This window comes from Mesorhizobium sp. LNHC232B00, assembly GCF_000502435.1.
GTDB classification, from domain to species: Bacteria; Pseudomonadota; Alphaproteobacteria; order Rhizobiales; family Rhizobiaceae; genus Mesorhizobium; species Mesorhizobium opportunistum.
This window is the reverse complement of the sequence record NZ_AYWP01000040.1, coordinates 35,941-42,063: the sequence shown is the minus strand read 5'-3', so window position 1 is coordinate 42,063 and position 6,123 is coordinate 35,941. Positions and strand designations below refer to the sequence as shown.

The following is a 6,123-nucleotide window of genomic DNA, read 5'->3' as shown; positions in this document are numbered from 1 at the left end:
AGCAGCACGCCGCGGCCGCCATTGGCCTTCTGCAGCGCCGTCGCGCCGGCCTGGATCGACAGGCGGCCGGCGACTTCCGACATCGGCGCCAGCAGCGGCAGGCCGCCACGGTCGTCGGTCACGGTTTCGTAGGCGATCGCCGTCACGCCCGAAGCGAGCAGGCCCTTGGTCTGCTCCGGGTCTGGAGCCAGGTGAAGATAGGTGTACAGGATCTGGCCGTCGCGCAGCTGCACCCACTCATTGGGCTGCGGCTCCTTGACCTTGACGATCATGTCCGACTTGGCGAACACGTCGGCGGCGTTCTTGGCGATGGTGGCGCCGGCGGCACGGTAGGCGTTGTCGTCGGCGCCGATGCCGGCACCGGCGCCGGTCTCGACCAGCACTTCATGGCCATGGGCGACATATTCGCGAACCGCTCCGGGTGTGAGGCCGACGCGGTATTCGTGGTTCTTGATTTCCTTGGGGCAGCCGACGCGCATTTTTCTTCTCCTGATCCGGCCCCTTAGGGGCTCACTCCCTGTATGGACAGAGTGAACCATGAATCGGCCTGTAGGTGTTTGCGAATGCGCTTGCGTGAACCGGCATGTTTCGATAATCGTTGCGCAAAACAGCCGGATATTCGCAGGATTCACGAAAAATGCCGCTCGACAGGATTGATATCGCCATTCTCGAGAGTTTGCAGAAGGATGGCCGGATACCCAACGCGGCGCTTGCCGAGAAGGTTGGCCTGTCGCAATCCGCCTGTTCGCGGCGGCTTGATAATCTGGAGAAGTCCGGAACCATTCGCGGCTACCACGCCCGGCTTTCCAATGCAGCGCTCGGCCATCAGATGACGGCGATCGTGCATATATCGCTGTCAGGGCAGTTCGAGAAGACGCTGTCGGATTTCGAGGCGGCGATCAAGCGTTGCCCCAACGTGCTGTCCTGCCACCTGATGTCGGGCGAATATGACTACATCCTGCGCATCGCGGCGAAGGACCTCGTCGACTATGAGCGCATCCACAAGGAATGGCTGTCGGCCATGCCGCATGTGACCAAGATCAACTCGTCATTCGCCTTGCGTGAGATCGTCGATCGGACAGCCATGGGCATGAAGCCGGAAATGGCCTAGCGCCAAAGGCACACCCGGACGTCCTTGCCGACATAGCATGCGCCTTCGCGGCGAAGGTCGCCCCAATCTCCGGGTTCACCGTGCGTTGCCCGAACGTCCGAGTTCCCATAGCCTTCCCAAAGATCACCGTCCTTGTATACGACGGCCCAGTAATCCTTGGACATTTCACCGGCCCCGCTGTTCGTATCGGGATAGTCGATACCTGCAAAAACTTGCCGAGGCCCCTGGATATTAAAACCGCCGCCCCTCTCGATTTGATAGGAGCATCTTCCGGATATGCGTGTCTGACCGTTAACAGCAAGCAGGCAGCGGCCCCATTTATAACCGCTCGGCAAACGATGCCGTGGTTGCGCATGCAAGGGCGAAACGGAAAACGCAATTGCAAGGGCAGCCGCTACAGTTCGTCCGATCATCGTGTCACTCGTCGTGAACCGGTCTCATTTCCCAAACAGGTTTTTACACCTCCGTCACGATCCGATCCATCGGGACGTCGTGCGGCTGCGGATAGATCGTGGCGATGCGCTGCAGTTCGTAGCCGACGCCGATGACCAGCGGCTTGAACGGCATGGCGGCCAGCGTGCGGTCGAAGAAGCCGCCGCCATAGCCCAGGCGATAGTTTGCCGGATCGATGCCGACGATCGGCGAGATGACGATGTCGGGCAGCACCGGATCGCCCTCGGCCGGGATCGGGATGTTCCAGACGCCCTTTTCCAGCCGGTCGCCCGGTTTGTAGGCGCGGAAGATCAGCGGCTGTCCTTTCTCGATGACAATCGGCAGAGCGGTGCGGCCGCCACGCTCATTGACGGACGCCACCCATGGCCGCAAGTCCGGTTCGCCGCGAAACGGCCAGTAGAGGCTGACCATGCGCCCGGTGATGTCGCCGATGATCGCGTCGAGCCCATCTGCGATGCGTTGCGACATGGCCGTTCGCTCGTCGGCCGAAACCGCGAGTCGGGCGGTGATCAGCCGTTCGCGCTCGGCCTTGCGCCAGCGCCTCACATCGATCCAGTCGGATAGCGGCGCTCGGAACTCCGGGTCGAGTTCGTGCATGAAGCAAGGCGGCGAGGAGTACTGCGCCGGACCCGGGTCGTCATGATCATTGGCCATGCGTTACCTCGTAAGCGTGTTCGATGACGCTATACCTCGCGACACGATACAACATGTGCATTCACGACATGCAACGACGAGTCCCGGGCACTGTCCTTCTGTTGCTGCATTGCACAAAAATACCTACGTCTGGGCTAGTAATCTAGCTGTCAGGGTGAACGAAATGAGCCAAGCCAGCCATCATGTCGTCGTTGTCGGCGCGGGTTTCGGCGGCCTCGAATTCACCCGTGCGCTCGCCGGCGCCCCGGTGCGCATCACCATGATCGACAAGCGCAACCATCATCTGTTCCAGCCGCTGCTCTACCAGGTGGCGACGACGGCACTGGCGACCTCCGAGGTTGCCTGGCCGATCCGCCATCTGCTGCGCAAGCGCAAGGACGTGACGACGCTGCTCGCCAATGTCACAGGGGTCGACCGCCCCGGCAAGCGCGTGCTGCTCGATGACGGCAGCGCCATCGCCTACGACACGCTGGTGCTCGCCACCGGTGCCCGCCACGCCTATTTCGGTCACGATGAGTGGGAGCCGTTCGCTCCAGGCCTGAAGACGCTGGAGGACGCCACCACCATTCGGCGGCGCATTCTCCTGGCCTTCGAACAGGCAGAACGGGAGACCGATCCCGCCAAACGCCAGGCGCTGCTGACCGTCGCAATCGTTGGCGGTGGGCCGACCGGCGTGGAGCTGGCCGGTACCATCGTCGAACTGGCGCATGACACGCTGCGGGGCGAGTTCCGCAACATCGACACGCGGCAAACGCGCGTGGTGCTGATCGAGGCCGGTGACCGCATCCTGGCCAATTTCGCGCCAAAACTCTCCGATTACGCCAGCAAGGCGCTCGAACGGCTTGGCGTGACCGTCGAGCTTGGCCGGGCCGTGACGCGCTGCGACGCCGAAGGTGTTGTGTTTGGCGACAAGCAGCTGGCGGCCCGAACGATCCTGTGGGCAGCCGGCGTTGCCGCTTCGCCAGCCGCCGAATGGCTGGGAGCGAAGGCGGACCGCGCGGGCAGGGTGCTCGTCGAGCCCGACCTCAGTGTGCCCGGCAGCCCCGAGATTTTCGTCATCGGCGACGCCGCGCTTGTGCTGCGGCCCGATGGACGGCCGGTACCCGGCGTGGCGCCTTCCGCCAAGCAGGAGGGCCGACATGTTGCGGCCACCATCAAGGCCAAGCTCGGTGGTGACACGGCAGCGCGTCCTTTCCGCTACAAGCATGCCGGCGATCTGGCGACGATCGGCAAACGCGCCGCCGCGATCGATTTCGGCTGGATCAAGCTCACGGGCTGGCTCGCCTGGTGGCTGTGGGGAATTGCGCACATCTATTTTTTGATCGGTTTCCGCAACCGGCTTGCGGTTTCCCTGAGCTGGCTATGGATCTACGCCACAGGCCAGCGCAGCGCCCGGCTGATCACCCAGGGCGACGACGACAAGACCTGATTTTCTTCACTGCTCCCTTCATCCGCGCGTCATCTGTTGCTGATTGGCTGGCGCTCCAATGCACGCGACTTCTTGAATGGACTTGAGCCGATTTCAGCGCGAAGTTCGCTTCGGGGCAGGGCTTGTTACGTCGAACTAGGAGAAAACATGTCGCAGCTGCTCCATCCCGTCTCTCGTCGTGGTCTCCTCGCGGGCGCCGCCGCCACAGGGGCGCTGATCATGCTCCATCCCTTCTCCGCCCGCGCTCAAGCCAACCAGGCGCATCTTCGGATCATGGAAACCACCGACATCCATGTGAACGTGCTGCCTTATGATTACTACGCCGACAAAGCCAACGACACGATGGGCCTGTCGCGCACGGCATCGCTGATCGACGCGGTGCGCAAGGAAGCCGTCAATTCGATGCTGATCGACAATGGCGACCTGCTGCAGGGCAACCCGATGGGCGACTACATCGCCTATGAGAAGGGCCTGAAGGATGGCGATCTGCACCCGATCATGAAAGGCATGAACCTGCTCGGCTATGAGTGCTCGACGCTCGGCAACCACGAGTTCAACTATGGCCTGTCGTTCCTGGACAAGGTGCTGGCCGGCGCCAACTTTCCCTTCGTCTGCGCAAACCTGATCCGGGGCACCCAACTTGCCGCGAACCCACGCGACGACAAGCTCTACCTCAAGCCGTATGTGATCCTCGACAGGAAGATCGAGGACGGTTCGGGCGCCGAGCACTCGATCAAGATCGGCATCATCGGTTTCGTACCGCCGCAGATCATGGTCTGGGATCTCAAGAATCTCGAAGGCAACGTCAAGACGCGCGACATCGTCGAGACGGCCAAGGCCTGGGTGCCGCAGATGAAGGAGGAAGGCGCCGACATCGTCATCGCGCTCTCGCATTCCGGCATTGATGTGCAGCACGGCGACATGATGGAGAACGCCTCGTTCTTCGTCGCCGGCGTCGACGGCATCGACGCGGTGTTCACCGGTCACCAGCACCTGGTGTTCCCCGGCAAGAAGGATTTCCAGGCGCTCGAAGGCGTCGACACGCAAAAAGGCACGCTGCAGGGCAAACCCGCCGTCATGGGCGGTTTCTGGGGCTCGCATATGGGGCTGATCGACCTGATGCTGGAGCGCGACGGATCGAAATGGAAGGTTGTTTCGGCGACATCCGAGGCGCGGCCGATCTTCGAGCGCGTCGACAACAAGAACAAGCCGACTGTTCCCGACGACAAGCGTGTCATCGCCGCACTCGAACAGGACCATCAGGCGACCCTGGCCTATGTGCGCCGTCCCGTCGGCAAGACGTCCGCGCCGCTCTATTCCTATTTCGCGCTGGTCGCCGACGATCCGTCGGTGCAGGTCGTCAGCCAGGCGCAGACCTGGTACCTCAGGGACATTCTCAAGAGCACGCAGTGGAAGGATGTGCCGCTGCTGTCGGCCGCCGCACCCTTCAAGGCCGGCGGGCGCAACGGCGCCGACTACTATACCGACGTGCCGGCCGGCGATATCGCCATCAAGAACGTCGCCGACCTCTATCTCTATCCCAACACCGTGCGGGCTGTCGAAATCACTGGCGCCGAGGTCAAGGAATGGCTGGAAATGTCGGCCGGCATCTTCAACCGGATCGAGCCGGGCAAGGCCGACCAGGCGCTCATCAACACCGACTTCCCGTCCTACAATTTCGATGTCATCGACGGCGTCACCTACAAGGTCGACCTGTCGCAGCCGCCGAAATACGACGCCAAGGGCGGCGTCGCGAATGCCGGCGCCAATCGCATCGCCGACTTGATGTTTGGTGGCAAACCAATTGATCCCAATCAGAAATTCGTCGTCGCCACCAACAATTACCGCGCCGGCGGCGGCGGCAATTTTCCCGACATCAATGCCTCGAAGATCATCTACGAGGCGCCGGACACCAATCGCGACGTCATCGTCCGCTATATCGTGAGCGAGGGCACGATCAACCCGTCGGCCGACGGCAACTGGTCGTTCGCGCCGCTGCCCGGAACCAGCGTCGTCTTCGAGACCGGCGTCAAGGCCAAGGATTTCATCGCCGATGTGAAATTGCTGAAGATCGAACCGGCGGGCGAGGGTGAAGCCGGATTTGCCAGATATCGCATACTGCTCTGATAGGGCCATTTGAGGCGTTCCAGGCCACGCCGCCGTGTGCGGCGTGAAGCCATGTCATGACGAGATCCGGCGCATCCGTGGAAATGCCGCCGGAATAGCCGTCCGGCAACTGGTCGATGAGCTGTGGGTCGTCCAGTCCTTCCGAAAAGCCGCCGCCCGAATAAGGGCCGAGCAGGTAGACCTGTGTATCGACGGCCTGCATGCGGTCGAGAAACCGGTTGGGCCAACCCCACATCCATTTCGCGATATTGATCGGGATGAGCAATGTCCCCTGGCGGCAAGCATCCGGGACATAACCGCTCCAGCCCAATGCGGCGTATCGTGCGATGCACTGCGTGAGCGACGCGCG

Annotated in this window: 5 protein-coding genes and 1 pseudogene; 3 read left to right on the top strand and 3 right to left on the bottom strand. The window is 62.2% G+C overall.

The window, feature by feature from the left end; all coding sequences use genetic code 11:
* Nucleotides 1-479 (bottom strand): annotated as a pseudogene (locus tag X743_RS140445) (alanine dehydrogenase); the annotation flags it as partial.
* A 158-nt stretch (nt 480-637) separates the two neighbouring features.
* Between X743_RS140445 and X743_RS140450 the strand changes: the two are divergent.
* Entirely contained in the window at nt 638-1,111 is a 474-nt protein-coding gene (locus X743_RS140450; RefSeq protein WP_013895662.1) for an Lrp/AsnC family transcriptional regulator, read from the top strand.
* A gap of 456 nt (nt 1,112-1,567) precedes the next feature.
* Here the strand turns inward: X743_RS140450 and X743_RS140455 are convergent, their stop codons facing one another.
* Entirely contained in the window at nt 1,568-2,218 is a 651-nt protein-coding gene (locus tag X743_RS140455) for a 5-formyltetrahydrofolate cyclo-ligase (RefSeq protein ID WP_023768874.1), read from the bottom strand.
* A 163-nt stretch (nt 2,219-2,381) separates the two neighbouring features.
* Here X743_RS140455 and X743_RS140460 point away from each other — a divergent pair, with 163 nt between their 5' ends.
* Both X743_RS140460 and X743_RS140465 read left to right on the top strand, forming a co-directional pair.
* Nucleotides 2,382-3,647: an NAD(P)/FAD-dependent oxidoreductase gene (locus X743_RS140460; RefSeq protein WP_023768873.1), complete on the top strand. Its 1,266-nt coding sequence runs from the start codon at nt 2,382-2,384 to the stop codon at nt 3,645-3,647.
* Between the two features lie 147 nt (nt 3,648-3,794).
* Nucleotides 3,795-5,774, top strand: a complete 1,980-nt coding sequence (locus X743_RS140465) for a bifunctional 2',3'-cyclic-nucleotide 2'-phosphodiesterase/3'-nucleotidase (protein WP_023768872.1) — start codon at nt 3,795-3,797, stop codon at nt 5,772-5,774.
* On the opposite strand, the gene X743_RS1000000173735 is transcribed toward X743_RS140465, so the two are convergent.
* Nucleotides 5,692-6,039: a hypothetical protein gene (locus X743_RS1000000173735; RefSeq protein WP_245264336.1), complete on the bottom strand. Its 348-nt coding sequence runs from the start codon at nt 6,037-6,039 to the stop codon at nt 5,692-5,694. The two genes, X743_RS140465 and X743_RS1000000173735, sit on opposite strands and share 83 nt — an antisense overlap.
* Nucleotides 6,040-6,123: the final 84 nt, after the last annotated feature.